The sequence below is a fragment of the Janibacter hoylei PVAS-1 genome, from assembly GCF_004025845.1.
Lineage (GTDB): Bacteria > Actinomycetota > Actinomycetes > Actinomycetales > Dermatophilaceae > Janibacter > Janibacter hoylei.
Genome location: NZ_PIPF01000007.1, coordinates 362,920 through 388,431 on the forward strand (window position 1 = coordinate 362,920; position 25,512 = coordinate 388,431).

Sequence of the window (25,512 nt, forward strand, 5' to 3'; positions counted from 1 at the left end):
CGCTGCGGTCACTCCCCCGTGCGGGTCCCGGCCCCTTCGGGCAGAGGCGTGGTCTCGATGTCCACCCACACCGGTCGGTGGTCGGTCGCGGCCTTGAGGTCCTCCCACACCCACGGCACCTCCCGGTGCGGCAGGACGGTGACGTCCGGGGTGGCGAAGACGACGTCGAGCACCCGGTCGGGCTTCGCCGAGGGATAGGTCGGCGCGAGCGGGCTCACCGGGCGCATCGACCCGCCGAGGTACTGCCACGCGGCGCCGTCGGACTGCTCGTTGAGGTCGCCGGCGAGCAGCGCCGGGCCGGGGTGCGCGGCCAGGCCCTCCATGATCTGGCGGGCGTGGACCAGCCGCTCGTCGGCGTCGAGGCTGAGGTGGACGCTCGCGATCGAGATGGGCACGTGGCCGAAGGGAGCCACCCGCGTCACCGCGAAGCCGCGCCGGTCACGCCACGTCCGGGCGGGCAGCCGGTGGTGGGTCACGGACAGGACGTTGGTCCGCAGGTTGGTGAGCACGCTCGTCTGGCCGGCGCGCTGGCTGCGCCCGGACCACACGAGCCCGCAGCGGGCGGCGAAGTCGGCGATCCTGTGGTCGACCGGACCGATCCAGGGAACCTCCTGCAGGCACAGCACGTCCGGGTCGACGGCCCGGACGGTGCGGGCCAGCGCCGCGACGTCGTCCTGCAGCGCGCGCAGGTTGTACGAGGCGATGCGCAGGCTCACATCTGCTCCTCGGCCCCCAGCGCCGCCGCACCGATGAGCCCGGCATCGGGGCCGAAGCGAGCCGCGACGATCGTGGCCGCGGGCCGGTAGCCCCGACCGGTGAGCTGCCGGGCGAAGGTGTCACGGGCGGGGCCAAGGAGCAGGTCGCCGGCGGCGCTCACGCCACCACCGATGACGAAGACCTCGGGGTCGAGTGCGGCCGCGAGATTGGCGATGCCGACGCCGAGCCAGTGGCCGATCTCGGCGAGCAGCTCGGTCGCGGTGGCATCCCCCGCGCGGGCGGCCTCGGTGATCATCGGACCGGTGAGCGAGGCGGGGTCGCCCCCGACGTGGGCGAGCAGGTCGGTGGCCATCGGCGAGTTGGCCATGGCCAGGCCGCGGGCCTCGCGGACGAGGGCATTGCCCGAGGAGTACTGCTCCCAGCAGCCGCGGTTGCCGCACTCGCAGCGCTGCCCGCCGGGCACGACCTGCATGTGGCCGAACTCGCCGGCGATGCCGTAGCGGCCGCGCACGAGGTGCCCGCCGACGATGATGGCGCCGCCGATGCCGGTGCCGAGGGTGATCATCACGGCGTGCGTCGCGCCTCGTGCCGCGCCGAAGCGGTGCTCGGCCCACAGCGCCGCGTTGGCGTCGTTGTCGATCGAGATCGGCAGGTCGACGCGCTGGCTGAGCGCCGCCCGCAGCGGCTCGTTGCGCCACGACAGGTGGGGGGCGAAGACGACGGTCGAGCGGTCGGCGGCGACGAACCCGGCCGCGCCGACTCCGACGGTGCTCGGGCGCTCCGCGCCGGCCTCCTCCGCGAGGACGAGCAGCTCCTCGATGACCTCGACGATGGTGTCCTCGACGACCCGGGGCGCGCTCGACCGGTCGGGGGTGTCGCACCGGGTGCGCACGAGGATGCGCCCCTCCTCGTCGAGGACGCCCCCGGAGACCTTGGTCCCCCCGATGTCGATGCCGATGCTCGTGGTCATGCCTGTGCCTCCCGGGCGAGTGTCGCGGCCCCGACGATGCCGGCGTCGTTGCCGAGCGTGGCCTGGACCAGGTCTGGCGAAGGGCGGTGCCCCCGGCCGATGAGGTGGGCGGCGAAGGCGGTGCGGGTCGGCCCGACGAGCAGCTCGCCGGCGTCGGCCACGCCTCCCCCGATGACGATGCGGCCGGGGTCGAGGACCGCGCAGATGGACGCCAGCCCCCGACCGAGGTGGGTCCCGAGGTCGTCGAGCAGCTCGATGCTCGCGACGTCGCCCTCGCGGGCGAGGTCGGTGACGTCACGACCCGAGAGGGCCTCGACATCACCGCCGCACCGCTCGCGCAGCGCCTCGGCGCGCGACGACGTCGTGCTGGCGAGCTCGCGCGCTGCCCGCTCCAGCGCCGTGCCCGAGGCGAAGACCTCGAGGCAGCCGTGGTTGCCGCAGCCGCAGCGCGGGCCGTCCGGGTCGAGGGTCACGTGACCGATTTCCCCGCCGATGCCGAAGGCACCCCGCAGCAGGTGGTCGTCGACGATGCACCCGCCGCCGACGCCGGTGCCCACGGTGACGAGGAGCATGTCGTCGCAGTCGCTGCCCGCCCCGTGGCGGTACTCCCCCCAGGCCGCGGCATTGGCGTCGTTGTCGACGACGACCTCTCGACCGATCGCCGTGCCCACCTCGGTGGCGAGGTCGAGGTCGCGCCACGGCAGGTTGGGGGCAAACCACACGTGCCCGGCGCGGGCGTCGACGAAGGCGGCGCAGGCCATGCCGACCCCGGCGACCGGTCCGGCGGCTGCCGACTCGAGGGTGCCGACGAGCTCGGCCGTCGCGGCGATGATCGCCGCGGTGTCGTCGGCCGGGGTGGCCACCTGCTCGCGGCGGGTGATCCGCCCTGCGTCGTCGACGAGCGCACCCGAGATCTTGGTGCCGCCGACGTCGATGCCGATCGCCGTGCCCGGACTCGTCGTCATCACGCCTCGCTCGCGCTGTCGTCGGCCGTCGCGGCCTCGTCGTCGTGGATGGTGACCCGCACACCGCGCTCGCGGTGGGGCACGTGGACGGGTGGCTCGGTGAGCTCCGTGCCGAGTGCCGCGGCGATCGTGTCGGAGCCGAGGGTCGCCCGGGTCAGTGCTTCGGCGAGCAGGCTGGCGCCGGTCATCGCGCGGCGGGCCGTCGCGGTGTCGAGCTGGCGCAGGTCGTCGCCGAGCGCCTCGACGTCGATCTCGGAGATCACCCGCAGCAGCTGGATGACGACCTCCTGCGCGCCGGTGCCCTGGGTGTGGTCAGCCACGGGGCCACACCGCCGCGTCGGGGGTCATCGTCAAGGTGAGCACGCCGCCGGCGACGCCGGCACGGTCGATGTCGCACCGTCGCAGGACGGATGGCAGGCGCAGCCGGCGGGTGCGACCAGCGCACCCGAGGACGAGCTCGTCGTCGTGCCGCACGAGGTCGAGGTCGGCGGCGCGGACGCCGGGCACGCCGATGTGCAGCAGCCAGGTGCCATCGGGACCCCGCTGCGGTCGCGGCGGGCCCTCGGCCGGGGCGGCCGGCAGGTACTCGACCCCTGCTCCGCCCCCGGGGTGGACGGCCGTGAGGGTGCGGCCCATGAGGGCGAGCAGCACCTCGGCGTCGGCTCGACGGGCAGCGCCGACCGGGCCGCCGGGGGCCGCGAGGTGGAGTGCGGTCGCGTCGGCGTCGGCGAGGCTGCGGTCGAGTCCCTCGAGCAGCTCCGCGCCCTCCCGCAGGGCCGTGAGCAGGGGGTGCGTGGGCACGGGCAGGGCCCCGATGCCCTCGGGGGCGACGAGCACCTCCCAGCGCGCGATGACGGGGACGAAGGCCGCGAAGGCCCCCGCCACGCGCTGCGGCATGCCGAGGAGCCGGGCGACCTCGATGTCGACGTCGGCGACGAGCTCGTCGCCGGCCGCCTCCGCCTGGGTCAGCGCCCGGGCGAGGCCGAGCAGGTCGGAGAGCTCGCTGGGCAGGACCGCCGCGATGAGGTCGGCGACGACGGGCGCCGGCAGGTCGAGCGCGGAGAGCACGTGGTCGAGGTGTCCTTCGACCGTGGTGACGACCGGGTCGACGAAGGGGGTCTCCCGCGCCGGGCGCAGCACCCGTCGGTGCGGCGCCGCGCCCGCCACCAATCGTGAGGCGACGCGGGCGCTGTGATCACCGCCGCCGACGACGAGGTGGGCAGGCACGTGCGGGTCAGGCCTCGGCGTGCTTCTTGAGGTCGCGCAGCGCCGTGTCGACGATGACCTTCTCGGCCTTGCGCTTGAGCATGCCGAGCATCGGCACCTTGACGTCGACGGTCAGCTCGTAGGTGACCTCGGTGCCGTCACCGTGCGCCGCGAGCGTGTAGGAGCCGTCCATCGCCTTGAGCATCGTTGCGGAGACGAGGGTCCACGACGCGACGCCGACCCCGGTCTCGTCGATGTCCCAGGCGTAGTCGAGGGTGTAGGTGTCCTTGATCGCGCCGGCGTCGAGCGTGAAGCGGGCCTGGTCGGGCCACCCGTCGCCGTCCTCGGCGAGGATCTCGACGGACGTGATCTCCTTGGCCCATTCGGGGTACGCCTCGAGGTCGGCGATGATGTCGAGGACCTCTGCGGGCGGGGCGTCCACGACGATGCTGGATCGGGTGCTGTCGGCCATGCGGGCGACACTATCGCGAACGGCCCTCGAGACGATCCTTGATCTCGTTGAGGCCGTGCTTCCAGCGGCGCCGGTGCGCCTGCATCCAGCGCCGCGGCCCGCCGACCTGCTGCCCGTGGACGAAGTGGTGGACGATCGTGCCGCCACCCGATGCCTCGAGCCAGACCTCCGCCCGGCCCTCGACCTCGCCGCGGACCCGCCAGCGGACCCCCTTCGCCCCGCGGTCCTGCACGACCTGCCGCTCCAGGCCGGGCCACAGCCCCTCGAGCAGCCCGGGCGCGTCGAGCGCCTCGCGCACGACCTGGGGGGCCGCACGCACATAGGTCTCGTCGACGACGTCGACGACGGCACGGGGGCGGCGGAGGAGCACGGTGGGCCTCTCGGTCGGGGCGGCGCGGATCAGGGGCAAGAGTATGGCCACGGTCACGGAGCGACTCCGAAATCGTCGGCCACGACCACGGGTACTCTCGTCGCGAGCCAGCTTCCGGTCTGCTGGCACGGCGAACGAAGGAGATCCCGTGAACGACAGCGTCATGCCTCGACTCTTCGAGGGCGACCCCTCCGACTCCCTGGCCGACCTGCCAGGGCGCAATGCGGAGAAGAACCCTCAACGGGTGGCCTTCACGGTCAAGGAGGCCGGCGCCTGGCGGGACGTCACCGCGGCCCAGTTCAACCACGACGTGCGCGCCCTCGCCAAGGGCCTGATCGCCCAGGGCCTGCAGGCCGGCGACCGGCTGGCGATCATGGCCCGCACCCGGTACGAGTGGACCCTGCTCGACTTCGCCACCTGGGCGGCCGGCGGCGTGCCCGTCCCGATCTACGAGACCAGCTCGGCCGAGCAGGTGGAGTGGATCGTCAAGGACTCCGGTACCCGCTTCCTCGTCGTCGAGACCGCCAAGCACGCTGCTGTCGCCGAGGAAGCGCGCGGCAACCTCACCACGCTGGAGCAGGTCTTCGTCATCGACAACGGTGACCTCGACACGCTCACCGCCGGCGGCTCGCAGGTCGGCGACGAGCAGCTCGACGAGCGCATCGCCTCCCAGGAGCGCAGCTCGCTCGCCACGATCATCTACACCTCGGGCACGACCGGTCGTCCCAAGGGCTGCGAGCTCACCCACGACAACTTCCTCGGTCTGGCGGAAAACGCGACGGCCAAGCTCGGCGACGTCGTCCAGCGTGAGGACGCATCGACGTTGCTCTTCCTCCCGCTCGCGCACGTCTTCGCCCGCTTCATCGAGGTGCTCGCGGTCAGCGCCGAGGCGCGCATGGGCCACAGCGCCGACATCGCCAACATCCTCGACGACTTCCAGTCGTTCAAGCCGACCTTCATCCTCGCGGTGCCCCGCGTCTTCGAGAAGATCTTCAACAAGGCAAACGAGACGGCGACGGCCGACGGCAAGGGCAAGATCTTCGCCAAGGCCGCCGAGACCGCCATCGCGTGGTCCGAGGGCAAGGACTCCGGCTCGATCCCCCTCAAGGTCAAGGTCCAGCACGCCGTCTTCGACAAGCTCGTCTACAGCAAGCTGCGGGCCAAGATGGGCAACCAGGTCGAGTACGCGGTCTCCGGCGGCGCGCCGCTGGGCACCCGCCTGGGCCACTTCTTCCGTGGCATCGGCGTGACGATCCTCGAGGGCTACGGGCTGACCGAGACGACCGCCCCCGCGACGGTCAACCTGCCCGACAAGGTGAAGATCGGCACCGTGGGCCCGCCGCTGCCCGGCGTCTCCCTGCGGATCGGCGAGGACGGCGAGATCCTCATCAAGGGCCTCAACGTGCTGCGCGGGTACCACGACAACGAGTCGGCCACCGCGGACGCGATCCGCGACGGCTGGTTCAGCACCGGTGACCTCGGCGAGCTCGACGAGGACGGCTACCTGAAGATCACCGGCCGCAAGAAGGAGATCCTCGTGACGGCCGGCGGCAAGAACGTCGCCCCCGGTGTCCTGGAGGACCGGCTGCGCGCGCACCCGCTCATCAGCCAGTGCCTCGTCGTCGGCGACGGCAAGCCCTTCATCGCCGCGCTCGTCACCCTCGACGAGGAGATGCTGCCGGGCTGGGCGGCCAACAACGGCCTCGGCTCCCTGACCGTGGAGCAGGCCCGGACCAACGAGACCGTCCTCGCCGAGATCCAGGGCGCGGTCGACGAGGCCAACAAGGCCGTCTCCAAGGCGGAGTCGATCCGCAAGTTCTCCGTCCTCGCGGAGGACTTCACCGAGGACAACGGCACGCTCACCCCGTCGATGAAGCTCAAGCGCAATGTCATCATGCGCGACTTCGAGGACGAGGTGGAGGGCCTCTACGGCAGCTGACCACCGGCCAGCCGGCGCGCGGGTCAGACCGCGTGCCGGCGCAGGTCCTCGTAGTCCGAACGAGGCTCGTGCACCGCACGGGCCTCGTTCGCCGTCTCGGCGCTCACCAGGCCCACGGCGATGAGCCGGGAGATCACCTCGCGCTCCCGCCGATCGAGCGGCAGGAGTTGCGGGTCCGGGTCAGCGGGGCTGGACGCGCTCCCCAGCGCGGTCACCATGCAGTCGGCGCAGCCGATGTCGCGGACCGGGCAGGTGCCGCAGTCGATCGTCAGCGGCAGTGGTCGACGGGTCATGTCCGTCACCTCCTCGTCGTCGCCGGGTCCCTCCCGACACCGACCACGCTAGGAGCGACCCCCGACAGCCCTCTGCGCTGCGCGGCCTCCCCGCTCCCCGAGGAGGTCGCGCAGCGACCGTCTCGAGGGGACGCACCGGCCACAGGAGGGCGCAGGGACGTCGGCAGTGTCGCCCCACCCTTCGTCCGCGACCAACCCGCCCTGCCCCACGGTCACGGGCGGCGAAGATCAGCACCAGGTGAGGCGGCGGCCGTGGCCGTGGGTCCAGCCGACGGCCGAGCCGTCGAGGCCGAGGCAGAAGTCGCTGCCCTCCCCCGCGCACGTCGCGGTCGCGGTGACGTCGGGCAGCACGCGGGCGCCCTCGTTGGACACCCAGTGGGCGCGGCCGCCGGCGGCGCGGACGCGGGCGACGACGTCGTGGGCCAGCTGCTGCCAGCGTGCCCGCCCCTCGTCGTCGAGGTAGGCGATGACCGCCGAGTGGAAGAGGACCAGTGTCGCGTCCGGGGCCTGCTCACGGGCCCGGTCCACGAGCTGGTCGAGGTCCTCGAGGAGGTCACCACGGACGATGTCGACGGGCACGTCCGCGACCTCTGCGCAGGCTGCCGCGAGGCGCGCCCGCCGGTCGTCGTGCTCAGGCCACACGAGCGTCTCGAGCCACCGCGCCGTGTCCGGAGTCGACAGGTCGAGCGGGTTGAGGTCGATGCCGCCGCGCCAGACGACCTCCGGCAGCGCGGACGGCACCGGCGCCGCTCCCTGCAGCACGCACTCGAGCACGACCGGTGAGGGCCCGTCGGCGGGGTCGAGGCGGTGCACTACGTCGCCTGCCTCGCCGACGTAGCGGTAGGACCACCGGTCAGGGTGCAGGCACAGGCCGGCGCTCGCCCCGACCTCGAGCAGCGCGAGCGGGCCCTCGAGCCCACCGAGCACCGGCAGGAGGGTCGCGCACCGACCGACCTCGTTGGTCTGGGTCGAGCGGGCCAGCACCGTCTCGAGGACCTGCGGCCAGTGCTCGCGGAGCACCTCGCGCAGCCCACCGGGCCCGTCGTAGGCCGAAGGGGTGAGCGCACCGTGCCAGCGGGCCGCCGCGAAGACGAGGTTGGGCTGCCGCTTGCCCACCGGCAGCTCCTCGAGGAGGGCGCGGACCTCGGGGTCGTCCGCGACCCCCCGCGCCCAGTCCTCGAAGGTGGCGGACTCCCCCTTCGCCTCGTGCTCGGCGAAGTGCCGGTAGAAGTCGGAGACGTCGGCCAGGTCGTCCATCGCGCGCATGCGGCCACCCTCCCACGCCGTGTCTGCGCCCCGTTGTCGGTGGTCGCACCTACGGTCGTCGTCATGGAGGTCGTCCAGGACAGGCTCGGTGACCTCGGCACCCCGTTGGCCGAGGTCACCTTCGTCGTCGTCGACCTCGAGACCACGGGCGGCTCCGCCCGTGACTGCGGCATCACCGAGATCGGCGCGGTCAAGGTGCGCGGCGGCGAGGAGCTCGGCGAGCTGCAGACCTTCGTCAACCCCGGCGAGCCGATCCCCGCCTTCATCCAGTCGCTGACCGGTATCACGGACGCCATGGTCCGCGACGCCCCCAGCACGGGTGAGGCCGTCGCCAGCTTTCTCGAGTTCGCCCGCGGCGCGGTGCTCGTGGCCCACAACGCCGGCTTCGACATCGGCTTCCTCAAGGCGGCGTGCGCGGCGCACGGGCTGCGCTGGCCGGGGCCGCAGGTCATCGACACCGTCCACCTCGCCCGGCAGGTCGTCTCCCGCGACGAGGTGCGCAACCACAAGCTGGGCACGCTCGCCCAGTACTTCGGTGCGACGACGACGCCCGACCACCGGGCCCTGCACGACGCCCGCGCGACGGTCGACGTGCTCCACGGCCTCATCGGGCGACTCGGGTCCGTCGGGGTCGACACCCTCGAGGAGCTCGGCTCGTACACCAACCGGGTCAGCGACGAGGTCCGGCGCAAGCGGGTCCTCGCCGACGGGCTGCCCTCGGCGCCCGGGGTCTACGTCTTCAAGGACGACCGCGGCGAGGTGCTCTACGTCGGCACCTCGGTCGACATCCGGGCGCGGGCCCGCAGCTACTTCACGGCCTCGGAGCAGCGTCGTCGCATGGGCGAGATGGTGCGTGTGGCCGCGGAGATCACCCCGATCGTCTGCGCGACGACCCTCGAGGCCCAGGTGCGCGAGCTGCGTCTCATCGCCCGGCACCGGCCGCGCTACAACACGCGCTCGCGCCGCCCGGACAAGGTGTGGTGGCTCAAGCTGACCGACGAGGCCTTCCCCCGGCTGTCGATCGTGCGCACCATCGGTGCCGACGACCTGGCCTGGGCTGGCCCCTTCGGCACCCGCGGTGCGGCAGAGGACGCCGCCGCCGCACTGCACGACGCGGTCCCCCTGCGGCAGTGCCTGACCCGACTGTCACCGACCCGCCCAACGTCGGCCTGCGCGCTCGCCGACATGGGCCGCTGCGCCGCCCCCTGCACGGGCGCGGTCGGTGTCGACGAGTACGCGATCACCGTCGCGGAGGCAGCGGCCGTGCTCGTCGGTGACGTCCGACCCGCGGTCGCCGCGGTCCGTGAGCGCATGTCCTCCCTCTCGGTCGACGAGCGCTACGAGGAGGCGGCGGTCCTGCGCGACCGGCTCGGCTCGCTCGTGCGGGCGACCTCGCGCAGCCAGCGCGCGACGCCGGTCCGGGAGTCGCCCGAGATCATCGCCGCCCGCCGCACCCCACGCGGGGGCTGGGACCTCATGTGCATCCGTCACGGGCGCCTCGCCGGCAGCTCGCACTCCCCCGCGGGCGCCGACCCGATGCCCTATGTCGCCGCGCTGCGGGCCAGCGCTGAGGTCGTGTCCGCGCCCACCGGTCCCGGCACGAGCGCGCTGCCCGAGGAGACCGAGCTGGTCGTGCGCTGGCTCGAGACCGAGGGCACCCGGCTCGTCGACATCGACGGCGAGTGGACCTGCCCGGTGGGAGGGGCCGCTGCGGCCCACGGCGCTCTGGCTCCTGCTCTAGGGTGGGCCTCGTGATCACTGCCATCGTCCTCATCCACGCCGAGACCTCGCGCATCCCCGAGGTGGCCGAGACCGTGGCCGGCCTCGACGGTGTGAGCGAGGTCTACTCCGTCGCGGGCGACGCCGATCTGATCGCCATGGTGCGCGTCCACCGGCACGAGGAGCTCGACGACGTCATCGCCGGCCGGCTCAACAAGGTCGAGGGCATCGTCGACACGTCGACGCAGATCGCCTTCCGCGCCTACAGCCGCCACGACCTCGACGCAGCCTTCAGCATCGGCCTCGAGTAGTCCGCGACCCGCTGACGCTCCGGCTCGGGAGGGCCCTGACCCCCTCCCCTCAGGAGGCGGGGCAGGCCTCCCGCGTCGCCGTGACCCAGCGCTCGAGCTGCTCCGCGGCGCGGCCGGAGTCGAGGACCTCCTCGACCGTGTCCATGCCCGCCCTGACCGCAGCGACCGCGTCGTCCGGGTGGTGGGGGCCGGTCTGCGCCAGAGCGACCGCCGCACCGGCGTTGAGCACCACGGCATCACGCACGGGTCCGCGCTCGCCAGCCAGCAGCCGTCGCGCCACGTCCGCGTTGAAGTCGGCGTCCCCGCCCCGCAGGGAGTCGAGCGGGCTGCGGGTGAGCCCGAGCTGCTCCGGAGCCAGGTCCACCTCCCTGATCGACCCACCCGCGACCCACCACACGTGGGAGGAGTCGGCGACGGTCAGCTCGTCGAGACCGTCATCGCCCCGGAAGACCAGCGCCGTGGTCCCACGGTCGGCGAAGACCCCGGCCATGAGGGGCGCCACGCGCGGGTCGGCCACCCCGACGACCGAGTACGTCGGTCGACTCGGGTTGGTCATCGGCCCGAGCACGTTGAGCGCCGTCCCGACCCCCAGGTCGCGACGCGGTGCCGCCGTGTGACGGAAGGAGGGGTGGAAGGTCTGGGCGAAGCAGAAGGTGATGCCGGCGCGGTCCGCGATCTCCCCGACGACGTCGGCCGGGAGGGAGAGGGAGACGCCGAGCGACTCGAGCACGTCCGCGGACCCCGACTTCGACGACGAGGCGCGGTTGCCGTGCTTGACCACGCGCACGCCGGCAGCGGCGATGCAGATGGCCGACATCGTCGAGATGTTGACCGTGCCGGCCATGTCACCGCCGGTGCCGACGATGTCGAGGGTCGGACCGTCGACCGAGATCGGCACGGCGTGCTCGAGCATGATGTCGGCCAGCGCGCGCAGCTCGGTGACGGTCTCCCCCTTCGCCCGCAGGGCCACGAGGAAGCCGCCGATCTGCGCCGGCGTGGCATCACCCGACATCATCTCGCGCATCGCCCATGACGTCTCGTCCGCGGACAGGTCGTCCCCCGCGAGGAGCTGGGTGAGCAGTGCGGGCCAGGTGTGGGCGCCCGGTGCGCTCATCGGCCGGCCACGCGGCGAGCCAGGTCGGCGACGGCGTCGGCGAGGGCGATCGGGTCGAGCGGGTGGGCCACGGCGGCGTCGGCCATGGACCACGTCGCGAGCCAGCCGTCCTGCGGCCGCCCCGTGAGCACGAGGACCGGAGGGCACCCGAGCACCTCGGACTTGAGCTGTCGGCACAGGCCCATGCCACCGAGCTTGGCGGACTCCCCGTCGAGGATCAGCAGGTCCAGCCCGCCGGCCTCGACGGCCTCGATCACCCCGTCGGCGGTGGCGCACTCACGCCACGAGAGGACCTCGACGTCGCGCGCGGGCCGGCGACCGACCGCCGCGCGCACCGTGTCGCGGATGGTGATGTTGTCACTGTGCACGAGGACCCGGACCGCGACGGAGGCGTCTTCCCCGGCCGCGACGGTGGGGGCGGAGGAGGTCTGCTGGGAGCTTCCGGTCATGCCTGTGATCGTAGCGGTGAGGGGCCTCGCGAGACTCGCGGAGGGGGGTGGCGCACACCGGCATCCGGTTACAGACATAATGGGCCCGTGGCCACTGCAACCTCCCTGCCTTCACACGTGTCCGGGCACACGACCGCCGACCCCTCGATGGGTCCCGTCAGCCGACCCAACATGGTCTCGGTCGGGACCATCGTCTGGTTGTCGAGCGAGCTGATGTTCTTCGCCGGACTCTTCGCCATCTTCTTCACGGTCCGGGCGATGCGCCCCGACCTGTGGGAGCACAACTTCGAGCTGCTCAACGTGCCCTTCGCGGCCGCCAACACCCTGATCCTCGTGGTGTCGTCGGTGTGGTGCCAGCTCGGTGTGCTCAAGGCCGAGCACGGCCAGAAGTCGCGCACCGGCTCGCTGCTCAACGTCGCCGGCTGGGGCATGCGTGAGTGGTACATCCTCACGTACATCTTCGGCGCCGTCTTCGTCTCCGGCCAGGTCCTGGAGTACGCCACCCTCGTCACCGAGGGCGTGACGATCTCGACCGACGCGTGGGCGTCGATCTTCTACCTGACGACGGGCCTGCACGGCATCCACGTCACGGGTGGCCTCATCGCCTTCCTGCTGATCATCGGCCGCACGTACACCACTCGTGACTACAGCCACGCGCAGCAGACGGGTGCCGTCGTCACCTCGTACTACTGGCACTTCGTCGACGTCGTGTGGATCGCCCTCTTCGCCGCGATCTACCTGCTCGGATGACCCCGATGCGCCGTCTCCCCCGATCCACCCGCTCCACGAGGACAGGACTGCACATGCCCACCCTCTCTCGCCGTCACCCCGCGGCGATCGCCCTGCTGCTCCTGCTCGGGCTCTTCGTCACCGGCACCGCGTACTCCGCGGTGGCCCCCAAGGAGGCCACCGCCTCCGTGGCCAGCGCGGACAGCGTCGCCAACGGCAAGAAGCTCTTCGTCGCCAACTGCGCGACCTGCCACGGGGCCAACGGTCTGGGCATCGACCAGGCCGGCCCCAGCCTCGCCGGCGTGGGTGCTGCCTCGGTCGACTTCCAGATGGGCACCGGCCGCATGCCGATGACCGAGCCCGGCGTCCAGGCCAAGGACGACCTGCAGGTGAAGTTCACCGACGAGGAGATCTCCGACATCGCGGCCTACGTCGCCACGCTCGGCCCCGGCCCGTCGGTCCCCGACGAGGAGTACACCGACGGCTCGAAGGGCGACCCGGGCAAGGGTGGCCAGATCTTCCGCGTCAACTGCGCCATGTGCCACAACAGCGCCGGCGCGGGCGGCGCCCTGACCCGCGGCAAGGACGCCCCGTCCGTGCAGGGTGTCTCGGGCAAGCACATCTACGAGGCCATGGAGACCGGCCCGCAGAGCATGCCCGTCTTCAACGACGCCAACCTCAGCCCGGAGAGCAAGCGCGACGTCATCGCCTACCTCGAGGCGCAGCAGGAGGCCGGCAACCCCGGAGGCAACCCGCTGGGCAGCCTGGGCCCGGTCCCCGAGGGACTCTTCATTTGGACCATCGGCCTGGGCCTCCTCGTGGGCTTCGCCGTCTGGCTCGGCCAGAAGTCCGCCTGATCACTGACCATCGCCACACAGACAGGACCTTCGACAGATGAGTGAGCACACCCCGACAGGGGCACAGCCGGAGGAGCCCACGGGCTCCGAGCCGGTGCGCCTCGACCAGGGCCACGTGCAGGGCTCCGGTGGTATCCCGGAGCGGTTCGCGAACCCGGGGCTGCCGCCCCACGTGCTGCGCAATGCCGACCTCGACGACAAGGCGGCCAACCGCGCCGAGCGACAGGTCGCGACCCTCTTCCTGCTGTCGATCCTGGGCACGGTGCTCTTCCTCGTGGCCTACTTCATGGTCGACGTGGACACCCAGGTGTGGGTGCCCTTCACAGAAGAGATGAGCCTGTCCAACCTGCTCCTCGGGCTGGGCCTGGCCTTCAGCCTGCTCGGCATCGGTCTGGGTGCCGTGCACTGGGCCAAGACGCTCATGCCCGACACCGAGGTCGTCGAGATGCGTCACCCGATGCGCTCGAGCGACGAGGACCGCCAGGGCTTCGTCGACACGATGCTCGAGGGCGGCGAGAGCTCGCAGCTCACCCGTCGTCCGCTGCTGAAGATGACCTTCGGTGCGGCCATGGGCCTCTTCGCCGTCCCGCTGCTCGTCCAGATCGGTGGCTCGCTCGGCCCGCTGCCGCGCAACGACCTGTCGGTCACCTTCTGGAACGGTGAGAAGGGCAAGGACGGCAAGTACGTCGCCAAGAAGCTGCGTCTGCACCGCGACCCCGAGGACACGCCGATCAAGCCGAGCGACGTCACCATCGGCTCGGTCTTCCACATCCAGCCCGAGGGCCTGCTGAGCCTGCGCGACGGCAAGCTCAACGAGATGAGCAAGGCCTCCGTCCTGCTCATGCGTCTGGACCCGAAGGACTTCCAGGACACCGACAAGGGCCGCAAGGCCCGCGAGTGGGGCTACCAGGGCATCGTCGCCTACTCCAAGGTGTGCACCCACGTCGGCTGCCCCGTCGGCCTCTACGAGCAGACGACGCACCACCTGCTGTGCCCCTGCCACCAGTCCACCTTCGACGTGACCAATGACTGCGAGGTCATCTTCGGCCCGGCCGGCCACCCGCTGCCGCAGCTGAAGATCACCGTCGACAGCGAGGGTTACCTCATCGCTGACCAGCCCTTCCAGGAACCGGTCGGCCCGAGCTTCTGGGAGCGTGGTTGATCGTGACCGCCAACGCCCGTCCCGCGGACGCCCTTCGTGCCGATGACGCACCGGCCAAGGCGCCCCTCTCCCCCGGCGTGAAGAAGGTCGGCGGCGTCGCCGGCTGGATCGACGACCGGACCGGCGCCGCCAAGGGCGTCGGGTACCTCATGCGCAAGGTCTTCCCGGACCACTGGTCCTTCATGCTCGGTGAGATCGCCATGTACTCGATGATCGTGTGCATGCTCACCGGGGTCTTCCTGACCTTCTGGTTCGACCCGTCGATGGGCCACACGACGTACGAGGGCAGCTACGCGCCGCTCCAGGGCGTCGAGATGTCCCGCGCCTACGCGTCCACCCTCGACATCTCCTTCGACGTCAAGGGCGGTCTGCTCATCCGGCAGATCCACCACTGGTCCGCGCTGCTCTTCATCGTGGCCCTGTCGGTGCACATGCTCCGCGTGTTCTTCACCGGCGCCTTCCGCAAGCCGCGTGAGCTCAACTGGGTCATCGGCTGCGTCCTGTCGCTCCTCGCGCTCGTCGAGGGCTTCGCCGGCTACTCCCTCCCCGACGACCTGCTCTCCGGTACGGGTCTGCGCGCCGCGCAGGGCTTCATGGTCGCCGCTCCGGTCATCGGCAGCTACCTCAGCTACGGCCTCTTCGGCGGCACCTTCCCGGGCGAGGACATCATCCCGCGCCTGTACTCGGTGCACATCCTCCTGCTGCCGGCGCTGCTCATCGCGCTCTTCACCGTGCACATCGTGCTCGTCGCGCTGCAGAAGCACACCCAGTACCCCGGCCCGGGCAAGACCAACGACAACGTCGTCGGCTTCCCCGTCATGCCGGTCTACGCGGCCAAGGCCGGTGGCTTCTTCTTCATCGTCTTCGGTGGCATCGCGCTGATCTCCGCGCTGGTCCAGATCAACGCGGTCTGGGTGCACGGCCCCTACGAGCCCAACGCGACGACGGCAGGCGCCCAGCCCGACTGGTACATGGGCTTCCCCGACGGCGCGCTGCGCCTGCTGCCCGGCTTCATGGAGTTCGAGACCTTCGGCTTCACGTGGGCCTGGCCGGTCATCGTCGGTGCGCTCATGGTCATCCCCGCCTTCTACGGCGGCATGATCGCCTACCCCTTCATCGAGGCCTGGGTCACCGGTGACAAGCGCGAGCACCACCTGCTCGACCGCCCGCGCAACGCCCCGACCCGCACCGCGCTCGGCATGGCGGCGCTGACCCTGTACGGCGTGCTGATGTTTGCCGCGAGCAACGACATCATCGCCATCAAGTTCGGCATGTCGATCAACGACATCACGCAGATCCTGCGCGTGCTGACCTTCGTCGGCCCGGTCATCGCCTTCTGGGCGACGAAGCGGATCTGCCTGAGCCTGCAGCGCCATGACCGCGACCTCGTCCTGCACGGGCGGGAGACCGGGCGCATCCAGCGCGGTGCCGCCGGCGACTTCCACGAGATCCACGAGCCGCTCGACCCGCACACGCGCTGGACCCTCGTCCAGCACGAGGCGGTCGCTCCCCTGGAGCTCGAGCCGGCCGTCGACGCCAACGGCGTCGAGGACAAGAAGAAGGCCCGCAAGAACAAGCTGCGTGCCCGGCTGTACTCCTTCTACTTCGACGGGGCCGTCCAGCCGGTCACCCCGGCGGAGCTGGAGGCGGCCCACCACGAGCACGGCCACGAGGCGATCGAGGCCGGGGACAAGGTCTCCACGCACTGATCCCCACCGCTCACGACGCAGGCCCCGGAGGTTGTCCTCCGGGGCCTGCGTCGTGTCGCGTGCGAGACCGCCGACGAAGAGCGTCACCCCCGGTGCGAGGATGACCCCGATGATCCGATCCCGGCTCTCCGCAGCCCCACCCCGCACCGCGCCGCTGGCCGTGACGACGGTGCTGCTCGCCCTGCTCGGGATGTTCGGGCCCTTCTCGATCGACACCCCCTTCCCCGCCTTCCAGTCCATGGGTGAGGACTTCGAGGTGTCGGACGCCTCCATGCAGCTCGTCGTGAGCGCCTACCTCGGGGCCTTCGCCCTGATGAGTCTCTTCCACGGGCCGCTCAGCGATGCCATCGGCCGCAAACCCGTGATGGTCACGGGAGCGGCGGTCTACGCCCTCGCCTCGATCGGGTGCGCCCTCTCCCCTTCGCTGCCCGTCCTCCTCGCCTTCCGCGTCCTGCAGGGGATGTCCGCCGGGGCGGGGACGATCGTCTCGCGCACCGTGGTGCGCGACCTCTTCGAAGGGGCTCGGGCCCAACGACTGATGAGCACCATCGCGATGATCTTCGGCATCGGCCCGGCCATCGCCCCGATCATCGGTGGCTGGCTCCTGCTCGCCGGGCCCTGGCCGCTCGTCTTCTGGTTCCTCTCGGTCTTCGGTGCCATCATCGCGATCACCGTGCTCGTCCTCCTCCCGGAGAGCCACCCGCCCCACCTGCGGACACCCCTCGACGTGCGTTCCGTCCTCGGTGGGGTCGTCTCGGTGGCGCGGATGCCCCGCTTCCAGCTGCTGTCAGCAGCCTCGGCCCTCTCCTTCGCCGGGCAGTTCCTCTACATCGGGGCCGCGCCGATCTTCATCGTGACGCTGCTCGGGCTCGGCGAGCAGGACTTCTGGGTCTTCTTCGTGCCGATGGTCGCCGGCATGGTCCTCGGGTCCTTCACCAACGGCCGTCTGGCGGAGCGGGTCAGCGGTGCGCGGCTCATCGTCGGGGGTCAGGTCGTGGCCCTCTCCGGGGCGCTGCTGGGCGTGGTCCTGGCCATGCTGCCGGCGACGGCGACGCTCCCCTGGGCCGTCGTCGGCCCCACGGCCATCGCCTTCGGCACGGGGATCTCGCTGCCCGTCTACCAGCTCACGCTGCTCGACACCGTGCCGCACGCGCGCGGGACGGCAGCCTCGGTCTCGACCTTCGTCATGCTCGTCCTCAATGCCACGCTGACCGCTGTGGTCGTCCCCTTGGCGGCGACCTCCCTCGCCCGCCTGGCGCTGACGAGCCTGGGTCTGCTCCTGCTCGGGATCGCCCTCTTCCACATCCACCGGGTCACCGGCCGGGGCAGCACACCGGCCATGGGCTCTCGCACCCTGCCTGAGGCCACTGACCTCACCACCCCCGAGGCGGTCTGAGGTGGTCACCATCAGCGCGGAGGACTTCGAGCGGCTCGTCGGCGAGGCCCTCGACGAGGTGCCCCAGGAGCTGCTCGCCATGCTCGACAACGTCGCCTTCTTCGTCGAGGAGGAGCCGGGCCCCGAGCACGTCGACCCGTCGTGGCCGGTCGAGGAGCAGACCGACCTGCTGGGCATCTACCTCGGCACCCCGCTCACCGAGCGTGATGGTGGATGGGCCGCCGGTGCGCTCCCGGACCGGATCATCCTCTTCCGCGGGCCCCTGACCCGGATGTGCGCCGACGCGGACGAGCTGCGCGAGGAGATCGCGATCACGATCGTCCACGAGGCCGGGCACCACGTCGGGATCGACGAGGAGCGGCTCCACGAGCTCGGCTGGGGGTGACCCGAGCGCCACGGTCGCGCACGGCGTGGCGCCACTCAGGCCGTGGCGCTCTGCTCCTGCCACTCGTCGTAGCTGTACTGCCACACGCCGATGCCCTCGGTGGGCTGGAACTCTCGCTCGGAGCCGGTGAAGTCGACCGGGTCGCCGGGCAACGAGTTGTCGTAGAACCACTCGGCACCCGCCGGTGCGACGTTGACGCACCCGTGGGAGACGTTGCTGCTGCCCTGCGCACCGACCGACCAGGGCGCCGAGTGCACGAACTCCCCCGTCCAGGTGACGCGCACGTTGAAGTTGGTGTCGACCTTGTAGTAACCTGGATCGCCCTTGTCGATGCCCACGGTCGCCGAGTCCATCGTCATCTCGCGCTGCTTGCCGATGACGACCTTCATCCCGGAGCGGGTCTCGGTGTCCTTGCCCGGCTTGCCGCTGCTCACCGGGAAGGACTTGACCTGCTTGCCGCCTCGGGTGACGGTCATCGTGTGCTTGTCGATGTCGACCCGGGTCATCTGCTCGCGCCCGATCGTCATCGACCCGGAGCGGTCCTCGGCGACCCACTTGTCCTCGCCGGTCTGGAAGCCGGTGAGCGGCGCGTCGACCGACACCGTGGTACCCGGGGCCCAGAAATCCTTGGGCCGCCACATCAGCTGACGGTTGTCGAGCCACCCCCACGAGCCCTCGGTCTGCGGCGTCGTCTTGACCGAGACGGCCTTTTCGATCGCCGTGCGGTACTTCTTGTCCGTCACCTCGGAGTCGAACTGGATGCTCACCGGCATGCCGACACCGACGGTCTGCTGGTCGTAGACGATGCCGTAGGTGGCCGTCACCTCCGGGGCGTGCGTGGTGAAGGTCGATTTCTGGGTCGTCGAGCCGCCTTCGGGGCCGTCCGCCGTCACCGCCACGGTGTAGGTGGCGTCGGGAGCCAACCGCTGCGTGGAGGTCCACGACTGCCCGTCGATCTCGCCCTCGACGGCACGGCCGGCGCCGGTCACCTGGACGTCCGTGAGCGTGCCCCGCATGACCTGGACGTTGATCTCGTCGTCGGGCATGACGGCCTTCGTGCCCTTGGCGGGGTTGACCTTGATCTCGGCCGGCGGCAGGTCCTTGGCTGCGGTCGAGCTCGAGGAGGAACCGCCGGACGCGCCGTCGCCCTCACCGGGCGAGTCCCCACCACCCGCGCACGACGCGACGAGCAGGGACAGGACCAGAGCCCACGCGATCAGGCGCAGGCGACGGACGACGAGCACAGACACACCCCCAGAGGTTTGACGCAGGTGTCGGGCGGGATCTCCGCCCCGCACACGACAGAAGGGGCCGGACCGTGGTCCGTGGCCCCTTCAGCCAGTGTACGCGCTGAGGTCAGTGGGCGTGCTCACCCTTGTAGTACTCGAAGACCCAGCCGCAGAGGGCCCAGACGCCGAGGATGACGCCGAAGGCGGCAACCCACAGGCCCACGGCCACGCCGAGGAAGATGATCGAGCCCGAGAGCGAGAGCCACAGCGGCCACCAGGAGTACGGGGCGAAGGCACCGTAGGGGCCCTCGGCCATCTCGATCTCGCCGTCCTCGTCGTCGTCCGGACGGGCGGGGAGCTTGCGCGCCGTGTTCCACAGGAAGAAGGCGATCATCAGGCCCATGCCCGCGCTCAGGAAGAGCGCGACCCATCCGACGGGCTCTGACCAGTCGGTCCACAGGCCGTACCACGCGGCGACCGCGGCGAAGAAGATGCCGATGCCAGCGAAGAAGTTGACCTCGGTCTTCATCGGGTGCCCTCACCGTCGGTGTTGGAGGTGGCGGCGACCGCGGCGCGCTCGTGGCGCGACCGGATGGCAGCCGGTGCGTACTCGGGGTGGTTCATGTCGAAGACCGGCCGCTCGGAGCGGATCGGCGGGATCGACGTGAAGTTGTGCCGCGGCGGCGGGCAGGAGGTCGCCCACTCGAGGCTGTTGCCGTAGCCCCAGGGGTCGTCGACCTCGACCTTGGGCGCGCTCGTCTGCGTCTTCCACACGTTGTAGAAGAAGGGCAGGAAGCTCGCGGCGAGGATGAACGAGCCGACCGTCGAGATCTGGTTGGCCAGCTGGAAGCGGTCCTCCGGCATGTAGTCGGCGTAGCGGCGCGGCATGCCCTCGACGCCCAGCCAGTGCTGGATGAGGAAGGTCGTGTGGAAGCCGATGAAGAGCAGCCAGAACTGCAGCTTGCTCAGTCGCTCGTCGAGCATCTTGCCCGTGAGCTTCGGCCACCAGAAGTACAGGCCGCCGAAGAAGGAGAAGACGATCGTGCCGAAGAGGACGTAGTGGAAGTGGGCGACGATGAAGTAGGTGTCGGTGATGTGGAAGTCCAGCGCGGGGCTGGCCATGATGACACCCGTCAGACCACCGAAGAGGAAGGTCACGAGGAAGCCGATCGCCCAGTACAAGGGCGAGGCGAACTCGAGCTTGCCGCCCCACATCGTGCCGATCCAGTTGAAGAACTTCACACCGGTGGGCACCGAGATCGCCATCGTCATGATCGCGAAGAAGGGCAGGAAGATCTGGCCGGTGCCGTACATGTGGTGGGCCCACACGGACACGGACAGCGCCGCGATGGCGATCGTCGCGAAGACCAGGCTCTTGTAGCCGAAGATCGGCTTGCGGGAGAAGACCGGCAGGATCTCGGAGATCACGCCGAAGAAGGGCAGCGCCAGGACGTAGACCTCGGGGTGGCCGAAGAACCAGAAGAGGTGCTGCCACAGCAGCGCGCCGCCGCTGGCCGGGTCGAAGATCTGACCGCCGAAGCGACGGTCGACACCCAGGCCGATGAGCGCCGCCGCGAGGATGGGGAAGGCCATGAGGATGAGGACCGAGGTGATCAGCACGCTCCACGTGAAGAGCGGCATGCGGAACATCGTCATGCCCGGGGCGCGCATGCACACGATCGTCGTGATGAAGTTGACGGCGCCGAGGATGGTGCCGAAGCCGCTGAGGGCGAGACCCCAGACCCACAGGTCGCCACCGAGACCGGGGCTGTAGGTCGGGTCGGACAGCGGGGTGTAGGCGGTCCAGCCGAAGGAGGCCGCGCCACCTGGGGTGAGGAGACCGGCGGCCGCGATGATGCCGCCGAAGAGGTAGAGCCAGTAGGCGAACATGTTCAGTCGCGGGAAGGCGACATCAGGTGCACCGATCTGCAGTGGCATGAGCGCGTTGGCGAAGGCGGCGAAGGCCGGCGTCGCGAACAGCAGCAGCATGATCGTGCCATGCATCGTGAACATCTCGTTGAACTGCTCGGGGTTGTCCACCACCTGCAGGCCGGGGGCCCACAGCTCGAGGCGGATGACCAGCGCCATGAGTCCTCCGAGGAGGAACCACACGAAGCTGGTGATCATGTAGAGGTTGCCGATGACCTTGTGGTCGGTCGTCGTGATGTGGCGGAAGAACTGCGACCCGGCCCGCTCGCGGCGGGCGATGGTGCGCTCGGAGACCTCGGTCTCCGAGGTGTTCCTGGCGAATGCGCCGGAGGCGGTGGACATCAGTTCTTCCCCTCGATGTCGTCGATGAGGTGCTGGTCGCGGTTGGCGACCTTTTCACGGTTGAGCCCGTTGTCGAGCAGGCCGGTCTGGCCCTTGTCCTTGAGCTCGGCCATGTGTGCGTCGTACTCGTCGCGCTCGACGACCTTGACGTTGAAGAGCATCTGCGAGTGGTAGGCGCCGCACAGCTCGGCGCACTTGCCCTGGAAGGTGCCGGTCTGGTTGGGGGTCACCTGGAAGCGGTTGACCAGGCCCGGGTTGACGTCCATCTTCTCGAGGAAGGCGGGCACCCAGAAGGAGTGGATGACGTCGCGCGAGGTGAGGACGAACTCGACGCGCTCACCGACGGGCAGGTAGAGGGTCGGCAGCTTTTCCTCCGCCCCGGTCTTGCCGTCGAGCTCGGCCATCTGGCCCGCCTCGTGGACGCCCTCGTCGACGTAGTTGAAGTCCCAGCTCCACTGCTTGCCGACGACGTTGATCGTCGTGTCGGGCTCCTTCGAGACGTCGTGCAGCTTGGTCTGCGCGTCCTCGGTGTAGTAGAAGAGCGCGCCCACCATGAGCATCGGGACGACGGTGTAGAGGATCTCCAGCGGCACGTTGTACTGCAGCTGGACGGGCAGCTCGTCGTCACCCTTGCGGCGGCGGTAGGCGACCATGCACCAGAGGATCAGACCCCAGACGAGGACACCAACGGCGAGGGCGGCGATCCACGCGCCGATCCACAGGTTTTCGACGATCGGGGCCTCTTCGGTCACCCCCTCGGGGAGGTACCCGTTGCTCGGGCTGGTGTGGACACCAACCGCACTGCACGCCGAGAGCGCCACGACGGCGATGACAAGTCCGATGGCACCGACTCCGCGGCGAGTCCGCCGGGAGTTCGCGCTCGAAGACACAGGCAAGGGGCACCTACTACTGGTCCGAAGTTTTCAGAAGACGGGGATCACGTTACCGCAGGTCACCCACACTCCCTGCGAAGGGGGGGCATTAGCCTCGACACGTGGCGAGACAGAGCGATTCGTCCGGGAGCGCCCCCTTCGATACGGCACCCGGCAGCCCCTCCGCGCAGGGCGCGTCGGGCCTGCTCGACGCGACCCCCGGACCCCTGCTGCCGGCCGCCCGCGACACCCTGCTGGCGGCGCACGACGTGGCCTGGGCGGACCCCTCGGCCCGGCACGCCGCGGCGCGTCGCAGCCGGGCCCTGCTCGACCGGGCCCGAGAGGTCGTCGCCCGGGGCCTCGGGGTGCGCACCGACGAGGTGACGCTGCACGCGAGCGGTGCCCAGGCCACCCGGGCGGCGCTGGAGCTACTTGCCCTTGGCCGACGGCGCCTGCCCGGCGCGCCGGTGGCCTCGGCCGTGGAGCACTCCGCCGTCCTGCGGTGGCTGCGGGCGGGCGAGACGCCCCCGGTGGAGGTCCCCGTCTCCCCCACCGGCGCGGTCGACCTCACGGCGTGGGCGGAGGCGGTCACCCCGGAGACCTCCTTCGCGGTGCTGCAGTCGGCCAACCAGGAGGTCGGTACCCGCCAGCCCCTCGCCGCGGCTCGCGCGATCACGACCGGGCACGGTGTGCCGCTGCTCGTCGACGCCCGCGCCGGGCTGGGGCGGGACCTGCCGGTGCGCGACTACGACGTGCTCGTCGGCGACGCGACGACCTGGGGCGGGCCGCGCCTCGGGGTGCTCGTCGTCCGCACCGGCACGCGGGTCGCACCCCACCACCCGCCGAGCCCCTACGAAGGGGGTCTCGCCCTCGACCCGGTCGACGTCCCGACGGCCCTCGCGGCCGCGGAGGCGTGGCAGCAGACCGCGGCGGTCGCCGACGACGAAGGGAGGGCCGCCCGCGCCCTCGTCGCGCGGGTCCGTGAGGCGGCCGCGGCCGTCGAGGAGGTCGACGTCGTCGGCGACCCGGACGACCGGCTGCCCCACGTGTGCACCTTTTCGGTGCTCTACGTCGACGGGGAGACGATCGTCGACGAGCTGGCCCGGCGCGGGCTCGCGGTCGGGTCGGGGTCGGCCTGCACGTCGGACACCCTCGAGCCCAGCCACGTGCTCGCGGCGATGGGCGCCCTCACCCAGGGCAATGTCCGCATCACGCTGCCGCTCGCCGCGGTGGCACCCGAGCGCGAGGCCGCCGTCGCCGCCCTCGTCGAGCAGCTGCCCGACGTCGTCGCGACGTGCCGGGCCCGGCTCGGCCTCTAGACGAGGCTCGCGAGGTCGGGGGTCGGCGCCTCGAGGGCCAGCCGCAGCCGGGCGAGGTACTCCTGCCGGTGGATCTCCTCGATGCCGAGGCTGCCCAGGTGCGGTGTGCGCCACTGGACGTCGATGATCCGCCGTGGGTCGCCGTCGGCGGCGATCATCCGGTCGAGGTGCACGAGCGCCGCCTTGGAGGCGTCGGTGGCGTGGTGAAACATCGACTCACCGGCGAAGAGCCCACCGACGGCGATGCCGTAGAGGCCACCGACGAGGGTCCCGTCACCATCGCGCACCTCGACGCTGTGCGCCCAGCCGAGGGCGTGCAGCTCGGTGTAGGCCGCGACGACGTCAGGCGTGATCCAGTGCCCGTCACGGTCGGGGTCGGCGCACGCCGCGACCACGGCGGCGAAGTCCTCGTCGACGGTCACCTCGAAGCTTCGCAGGGACCGGCGCAGCGACCGGCTGACGTGCACGTGGCCGGGTCGCAGCACCCCGCGCCACGTGGGGCACCACCACCCCATCGGCGGGGTCCCCCCTTCGCCCAGACCCATGGGGAAGACCCCGAGACGGTAGGCGGTGAGCACGGACGCCGGGTCGAGCGTGCCGCCGACCCCGACGACGTCACCGACGTCGGAGGGGGCCAGCTCCGCCGACGACAGGCCCGCCCGCAGGTAGCCCGCCCACAGCGCCGTGCCGCCCGCCGGCTCGACGGGTGGGAAGGGGGGTCGGCTCATCGGCGGGGGTGGGGCCCGGTCAGGGGCGCGGGCAGGTGATGTGGCCGGCGATGAGGTCGGCGCTCTCCTGCCCGTAGGCCTCCGCGAGCCGCTCGAGGAAGCGGGCGGTGCCGAGCTCGTACTCCTGCGTGCCGACGGTCTCGATGACATAGGTCGCGAGCATCGAGCCGAGCTCGGCGGACTCGCGCAGCGGCAGCCCTTCGCTGACACCGGTGAGGAAGCCGGCGCGGAAGGCGTCGCCCACGCCCGTCGGGTCCGCCTTGGTGACCTCGCGGGCGACACCCACGACGATCGGCTCCTCGAGGTCTCGCCCGGTGATGCGCACGCCGTCCTTGCCGAGCGTCGTCACCCGGTAGCGGACGCGCTCGTCGATCTCCGCCTGCGTCCAGCCGGTCTTCTGCTCCGTGAGGTGCGACTCGTACTCGTTGGTGATGAGGTACTCGGCACCGTCGATGAGCTCGCGGATCAGCTCGCCGTCGCCGAAGGCCAGCTGCTGGCTCGGGTCGGCGACGAAGGGGATGCCGCGCGTGCGGCACTCGCGGGTGTGCCGGCGCATGGCCTCGGGGTCGTCCGGGCCGACGAGGACGAGGTCGAGACCGCCGACGCGCGCGGCGATCGGGCCGAGCTCGATCTCGCGGGCCTCGGTCATCGCCCCGGCGTAGAAGGTCGCGATCTGGGCCATGTCGTCGTCGGTCGTGCAGACGAAGCGGGCGGTGTGCTGCGTCTCCGAGACCCGCACGGAGGCGCAGTCGACGCCGTGGCGCTCGAGCCAGCTGCGGTAGTCGGCGAAGTCCTCGCCCACCGAGCCGACGAGCACGGGGCGCTGCCCGAGGTTGGCCATGCCGAAGGAGATGTTGGCCGCCACACCCCCGCGGCGGATCTCGAGCTTGTGGGCCAGGAAGCTCACGGAGATCTTGTCGAGCTGGTCGACGACGAGCGAGTCGGCGAAGCGACCCGAGAAGGTCATCAGGTGGTCGGTGGCGATGGATCCGGCGATGGCGATGGGCACCGGGCCACCCTACAGACGTGCGGCTGCGCCCCGGCACGACGAAGGGGGGTGCCCA

General features: G+C 71.1%; 27 protein-coding genes. 10 read left to right on the forward strand and 17 right to left on the reverse strand.

The genetic code is table 11. The annotated features are described in order from the left end of the window. Positions 1-8: 8 nt before the first annotated feature. From CWN80_RS08600 to CWN80_RS15375, 7 genes are read right to left on the reverse strand one after another with little or no spacing between them, the layout of a single operon-like run. Entirely contained in the window at positions 9-716 is a 708-nt protein-coding gene (locus CWN80_RS08600) for an endonuclease/exonuclease/phosphatase family protein (protein WP_007929718.1), read from the reverse strand. Beyond that, positions 713-1,687, reverse strand: coding sequence for an ROK family glucokinase (locus CWN80_RS08605; RefSeq protein WP_128277134.1), 975 nt, complete (start codon positions 1,685-1,687; stop codon positions 713-715). The genes CWN80_RS08600 and CWN80_RS08605 overlap by 4 nt, the downstream gene beginning before the upstream one ends. Beyond that, positions 1,684-2,652, reverse strand: a complete 969-nt coding sequence (locus CWN80_RS08610) for an ROK family glucokinase (RefSeq protein WP_007929723.1) — start codon at positions 2,650-2,652, stop codon at positions 1,684-1,686. The genes CWN80_RS08605 and CWN80_RS08610 overlap by 4 nt, the downstream gene beginning before the upstream one ends. Then, on the reverse strand, positions 2,652-2,972 hold the full coding sequence (locus CWN80_RS08615; protein WP_007929725.1) for a hypothetical protein: 321 nt from the start codon (positions 2,970-2,972) through the stop codon (positions 2,652-2,654). Before CWN80_RS08615 ends, CWN80_RS08610 begins: the two co-directional genes overlap by 1 nt. Then, positions 2,965-3,879 (reverse strand): ArsA family ATPase, encoded by a 915-nt coding sequence (locus tag CWN80_RS08620; protein ID WP_128277135.1) that lies wholly within the window; start codon positions 3,877-3,879, stop codon positions 2,965-2,967. The genes CWN80_RS08615 and CWN80_RS08620 overlap by 8 nt, the downstream gene beginning before the upstream one ends. 7 nt (positions 3,880-3,886) lie before the next feature. After that, positions 3,887-4,330, reverse strand: coding sequence for an SRPBCC family protein (locus tag CWN80_RS08625; protein WP_007929728.1), 444 nt, complete (start codon positions 4,328-4,330; stop codon positions 3,887-3,889). Positions 4,331-4,340: 10 nt separating this feature from the next. Next, a complete protein-coding gene (locus CWN80_RS15375; protein ID WP_007929729.1) occupies positions 4,341-4,757 on the reverse strand; it encodes a hypothetical protein in 417 nt (138 codons plus the stop codon). A gap of 91 nt (positions 4,758-4,848) precedes the next feature. On the opposite strand from CWN80_RS15375, the gene CWN80_RS08635 reads away from it, so the two are divergent. After that, positions 4,849-6,639 (forward strand): AMP-dependent synthetase/ligase, encoded by a 1,791-nt coding sequence (locus tag CWN80_RS08635; protein WP_007929730.1) that lies wholly within the window; start codon positions 4,849-4,851, stop codon positions 6,637-6,639. 23 nt (positions 6,640-6,662) lie between these two features. Here the strand turns inward: CWN80_RS08635 and CWN80_RS08640 are convergent, their stop codons facing one another. Together CWN80_RS08640 and CWN80_RS08645 are read right to left on the reverse strand one after the other, a co-directional pair. After that, positions 6,663-6,932 carry a hypothetical protein gene (locus tag CWN80_RS08640; protein ID WP_128277136.1) on the reverse strand — a complete coding sequence of 90 codons (270 nt, stop codon included), beginning with the start codon at positions 6,930-6,932 and terminating at the stop codon, positions 6,663-6,665. Positions 6,933-7,160: 228 nt separating this feature from the next. Then, complete coding sequence (locus CWN80_RS08645; protein ID WP_007929732.1) at positions 7,161-8,198, reverse strand: DUF2332 domain-containing protein; 1,038 nt, start codon at positions 8,196-8,198, stop codon at positions 7,161-7,163. 63 nt (positions 8,199-8,261) lie between these two features. On the opposite strand from CWN80_RS08645, the gene CWN80_RS08650 reads away from it, so the two are divergent. Beyond that, positions 8,262-9,953, forward strand: coding sequence for a DEDD exonuclease domain-containing protein (locus CWN80_RS08650; protein ID WP_128277137.1), 1,692 nt, complete (start codon positions 8,262-8,264; stop codon positions 9,951-9,953). Then, a complete protein-coding gene (locus CWN80_RS08655; RefSeq protein ID WP_007929733.1) occupies positions 9,950-10,228 on the forward strand; it encodes an Lrp/AsnC family transcriptional regulator in 279 nt (92 codons plus the stop codon). Before CWN80_RS08650 ends, CWN80_RS08655 begins: the two co-directional genes overlap by 4 nt. A gap of 49 nt (positions 10,229-10,277) precedes the next feature. Here CWN80_RS08655 and trpD read toward each other — a convergent pair whose 3' ends face one another. Together trpD and CWN80_RS08665 are read right to left on the reverse strand one after the other, a co-directional pair. After that, entirely contained in the window at positions 10,278-11,342 is a 1,065-nt protein-coding gene (gene trpD / locus CWN80_RS08660; protein WP_128277138.1) for an anthranilate phosphoribosyltransferase, read from the reverse strand. Further along, complete coding sequence (locus tag CWN80_RS08665) at positions 11,339-11,791, reverse strand: response regulator (protein ID WP_007929735.1); 453 nt, start codon at positions 11,789-11,791, stop codon at positions 11,339-11,341. Before CWN80_RS08665 ends, trpD begins: the two co-directional genes overlap by 4 nt. 147 nt (positions 11,792-11,938) lie before the next feature. On the opposite strand from CWN80_RS08665, the gene ctaE reads away from it, so the two are divergent. The 6 genes from ctaE to CWN80_RS08695 all read left to right on the forward strand — a co-directional run bounded on the left by ctaE (position 11,939) and on the right by CWN80_RS08695 (position 18,029). Then, positions 11,939-12,541 (forward strand): aa3-type cytochrome oxidase subunit III, encoded by a 603-nt coding sequence (gene ctaE, locus CWN80_RS08670; protein ID WP_051988105.1) that lies wholly within the window; start codon positions 11,939-11,941, stop codon positions 12,539-12,541. A 53-nt stretch (positions 12,542-12,594) separates the two neighbouring features. Further along, positions 12,595-13,377 (forward strand): cytochrome bc1 complex diheme cytochrome c subunit, encoded by a 783-nt coding sequence (gene qcrC / locus CWN80_RS08675; RefSeq protein WP_007929737.1) that lies wholly within the window; start codon positions 12,595-12,597, stop codon positions 13,375-13,377. Between the two features lie 37 nt (positions 13,378-13,414). Continuing rightward, positions 13,415-14,539, forward strand: coding sequence for a cytochrome bc1 complex Rieske iron-sulfur subunit (gene qcrA, locus CWN80_RS08680; RefSeq protein WP_128277139.1), 1,125 nt, complete (start codon positions 13,415-13,417; stop codon positions 14,537-14,539). A gap of 2 nt (positions 14,540-14,541) precedes the next feature. Next, positions 14,542-16,248, forward strand: coding sequence for a cytochrome bc1 complex cytochrome b subunit (gene qcrB / locus CWN80_RS08685; RefSeq protein ID WP_007929141.1), 1,707 nt, complete (start codon positions 14,542-14,544; stop codon positions 16,246-16,248). A gap of 109 nt (positions 16,249-16,357) precedes the next feature. Continuing rightward, positions 16,358-17,644 (forward strand): multidrug effflux MFS transporter, encoded by a 1,287-nt coding sequence (locus tag CWN80_RS08690; RefSeq protein WP_238148144.1) that lies wholly within the window; start codon positions 16,358-16,360, stop codon positions 17,642-17,644. A 1-nt stretch (position 17,645) separates the two neighbouring features. Continuing rightward, entirely contained in the window at positions 17,646-18,029 is a 384-nt protein-coding gene (locus CWN80_RS08695; protein WP_007929136.1) for a metallopeptidase family protein, read from the forward strand. 35 nt (positions 18,030-18,064) lie between these two features. Here the strand turns inward: CWN80_RS08695 and CWN80_RS08700 are convergent, their stop codons facing one another. The 4 genes from CWN80_RS08700 to ctaC all read right to left on the reverse strand — a co-directional run bounded on the left by CWN80_RS08700 (position 18,065) and on the right by ctaC (position 22,419). Further along, on the reverse strand, positions 18,065-19,279 hold the full coding sequence (locus CWN80_RS08700) for a L,D-transpeptidase (protein ID WP_238148145.1): 1,215 nt from the start codon (positions 19,277-19,279) through the stop codon (positions 18,065-18,067). A 106-nt stretch (positions 19,280-19,385) separates the two neighbouring features. Beyond that, positions 19,386-19,787, reverse strand: coding sequence for a cytochrome c oxidase subunit 4 (locus tag CWN80_RS08705; protein WP_128277140.1), 402 nt, complete (start codon positions 19,785-19,787; stop codon positions 19,386-19,388). Next, positions 19,784-21,529, reverse strand: coding sequence for an aa3-type cytochrome oxidase subunit I (ctaD, locus tag CWN80_RS08710; RefSeq protein ID WP_128277141.1), 1,746 nt, complete (start codon positions 21,527-21,529; stop codon positions 19,784-19,786). The genes CWN80_RS08705 and ctaD overlap by 4 nt, the downstream gene beginning before the upstream one ends. Next, a complete protein-coding gene (gene ctaC / locus CWN80_RS08715) occupies positions 21,529-22,419 on the reverse strand; it encodes an aa3-type cytochrome oxidase subunit II (RefSeq protein WP_128277142.1) in 891 nt (296 codons plus the stop codon). Before ctaC ends, ctaD begins: the two co-directional genes overlap by 1 nt. 104 nt (positions 22,420-22,523) lie before the next feature. Between ctaC and CWN80_RS08720 the strand changes: the two genes are divergently transcribed. Next, a complete protein-coding gene (locus tag CWN80_RS08720; protein WP_007929131.1) occupies positions 22,524-23,720 on the forward strand; it encodes an aminotransferase class V-fold PLP-dependent enzyme in 1,197 nt (398 codons plus the stop codon). On the opposite strand, the gene aat is transcribed toward CWN80_RS08720, so the two are convergent. Continuing rightward, positions 23,717-24,448, reverse strand: a complete 732-nt coding sequence (gene aat, locus CWN80_RS08725) for a leucyl/phenylalanyl-tRNA--protein transferase (protein ID WP_128277143.1) — start codon at positions 24,446-24,448, stop codon at positions 23,717-23,719. The two genes, CWN80_RS08720 and aat, sit on opposite strands and share 4 nt — an antisense overlap. A 19-nt stretch (positions 24,449-24,467) precedes the next feature. Further along, positions 24,468-25,457 carry a carbohydrate kinase family protein gene (locus tag CWN80_RS08730; RefSeq protein WP_007929121.1) on the reverse strand — a complete coding sequence of 330 codons (990 nt, stop codon included), beginning with the start codon at positions 25,455-25,457 and terminating at the stop codon, positions 24,468-24,470. Between the last annotated feature and the right edge of the window lie 55 nt (positions 25,458-25,512).

What these genes read in the sequence shown, in the direction of transcription:
- CWN80_RS08705 (WP_128277140.1), bottom strand. Translation starts at nt 19,787, where the DNA reads ATGAAGACCGAGGTCAACTTCTTCGCTGGCATCGGCATCTTCTTCGCC.
- ctaD (WP_128277141.1), bottom strand. Translation starts at nt 21,529, where the DNA reads ATGTCCACCGCCTCCGGCGCATTCGCCAGGAACACCTCGGAGACCGAG.
- aat (WP_128277143.1), bottom strand. Translation starts at nt 24,448, where the DNA reads ATGAGCCGACCCCCCTTCCCACCCGTCGAGCCGGCGGGCGGCACGGCG.
- CWN80_RS08645 (WP_007929732.1), bottom strand. Translation starts at nt 8,198, where the DNA reads ATGCGCGCGATGGACGACCTGGCCGACGTCTCCGACTTCTACCGGCAC.
- CWN80_RS08665 (WP_007929735.1), bottom strand. Translation starts at nt 11,791, where the DNA reads ATGACCGGAAGCTCCCAGCAGACCTCCTCCGCCCCCACCGTCGCGGCC.
- qcrA (WP_128277139.1), top strand. Translation starts at nt 13,415, where the DNA reads ATGAGTGAGCACACCCCGACAGGGGCACAGCCGGAGGAGCCCACGGGC.
- CWN80_RS08650 (WP_128277137.1), top strand. Translation starts at nt 8,262, where the DNA reads ATGGAGGTCGTCCAGGACAGGCTCGGTGACCTCGGCACCCCGTTGGCC.
- trpD (WP_128277138.1), bottom strand. Translation starts at nt 11,342, where the DNA reads ATGAGCGCACCGGGCGCCCACACCTGGCCCGCACTGCTCACCCAGCTC.
- CWN80_RS08605 (WP_128277134.1), bottom strand. Translation starts at nt 1,687, where the DNA reads ATGACCACGAGCATCGGCATCGACATCGGGGGGACCAAGGTCTCCGGG.
- CWN80_RS08690 (WP_238148144.1), top strand. Translation starts at nt 16,358, where the DNA reads ATGATCCGATCCCGGCTCTCCGCAGCCCCACCCCGCACCGCGCCGCTG.
- CWN80_RS08625 (WP_007929728.1), bottom strand. Translation starts at nt 4,330, where the DNA reads ATGGCCGACAGCACCCGATCCAGCATCGTCGTGGACGCCCCGCCCGCA.
- CWN80_RS08610 (WP_007929723.1), bottom strand. Translation starts at nt 2,652, where the DNA reads ATGACGACGAGTCCGGGCACGGCGATCGGCATCGACGTCGGCGGCACC.
- qcrC (WP_007929737.1), top strand. Translation starts at nt 12,595, where the DNA reads ATGCCCACCCTCTCTCGCCGTCACCCCGCGGCGATCGCCCTGCTGCTC.
- ctaE (WP_051988105.1), top strand. Translation starts at nt 11,939, where the DNA reads ATGGGTCCCGTCAGCCGACCCAACATGGTCTCGGTCGGGACCATCGTC.
- CWN80_RS08640 (WP_128277136.1), bottom strand. Translation starts at nt 6,932, where the DNA reads ATGACCCGTCGACCACTGCCGCTGACGATCGACTGCGGCACCTGCCCG.